Genomic DNA, 1037 nt, shown 5'->3' with positions numbered 1-1037 from the left:
GGACGCGATGGATATGTTCTGCCAAGGGTTGGTTTGCGCATTCACAGTTCTCCGCAAGAATTGATTGGCTCCAATTCTTGGAGTGGTGAATCCGTTAGCGAGGTGCCGCCCTGCTTCATCCCCGTGGCCCGTTGCTCGCGTTCGCTGGCGGTGTCCCCGGAAGAAATATATTTGCATGTCTTTAGTTCTATGATGACACAAACCCCGCCCAGCGTCTTGTCATTGGCGAATTCGAACACGCAGATGCAGTCGGGGCGGCGCGGTCCGAGGTCCACTTCGCATATTAAGGTGACGCGTGTGGCCTCGAACACCGAGCGACCCTGCAGCGACCCGCTTAACAGCGTCAACAGCGTGCCGCAGATCCCGGGGGGCAATGAGATATGAAAAAGCCTGAACTCACCGCGACGTCTGTCGAGAAGTTTCTGATCGAAAAGTTCGACAGCGTCTCCGACCTGATGCAGCTCTCGGAGGGCGAAGAATCTCGTGCTTTCAGCTTCGATGTAGGAGGGCGTGGATATGTCCTGCGGGTAAATAGCTGCGCCGATGGTTTCTACAAAGATCGTTATGTTTATCGGCACTTTGCATCGGCCGCGCTCCCGATTCCGGAAGTGCTTGACATTGGGGAATTCAGCGAGAGCCTGACCTATTGCATCTCCCGCCGTGCACAGGGTGTCACGTTGCAAGACCTGCCTGAAACCGAACTGCCCGCTGTTCTGCAGCCGGTCGCGGAGGCCATGGATGCGATCGCTGCGGCCGATCTTAGCCAGACGAGCGGGTTCGGCCCATTCGGACCGCAAGGAATCGGTCAATACACTACATGGCGTGATTTCATATGCGCGATTGCTGATCCCCATGTGTATCACTGGCAAACTGTGATGGACGACACCGTCAGTGCGTCCGTCGCGCAGGCTCTCGATGAGCTGATGCTTTGGGCCGAGGACTGCCCCGAAGTCCGGCACCTCGTGCACGCGGATTTCGGCTCCAACAATGTCCTGACGGACAATGGCCGCATAACAGCGGTCATTGACTGGAGCGAG

Annotated in this window: 2 protein-coding genes; one reads left to right on the top strand and one right to left on the bottom strand. The window is 57.1% G+C overall.

The features are described 5' to 3' along the window. Positions 1-41: 41 nt before the first annotated feature. Positions 42-347, bottom strand: coding sequence for a hypothetical protein (locus CKO42_RS28680; RefSeq protein ID WP_200252747.1), 306 nt, complete (start codon positions 345-347; stop codon positions 42-44). 33 nt (positions 348-380) lie between these two features. On the opposite strand from CKO42_RS28680, the gene CKO42_RS26685 reads away from it, so the two are divergent. Beyond that, positions 381-1037 (top strand): phosphotransferase family protein (locus tag CKO42_RS26685; RefSeq protein ID WP_200252744.1); only part of this gene is annotated, 657 nt, incomplete at its 3' end.

Origin of the sequence: Lamprobacter modestohalophilus, from assembly GCF_016583905.1 — a bacterium.
In the GTDB taxonomy this organism is placed as follows: Bacteria; Pseudomonadota; Gammaproteobacteria; order Chromatiales; family Chromatiaceae; genus Lamprobacter; species Lamprobacter modestohalophilus.
The sequence above is the reverse complement of the archived record's forward strand: the minus strand, read 5'-3'. Positions and strand labels throughout refer to the sequence as shown.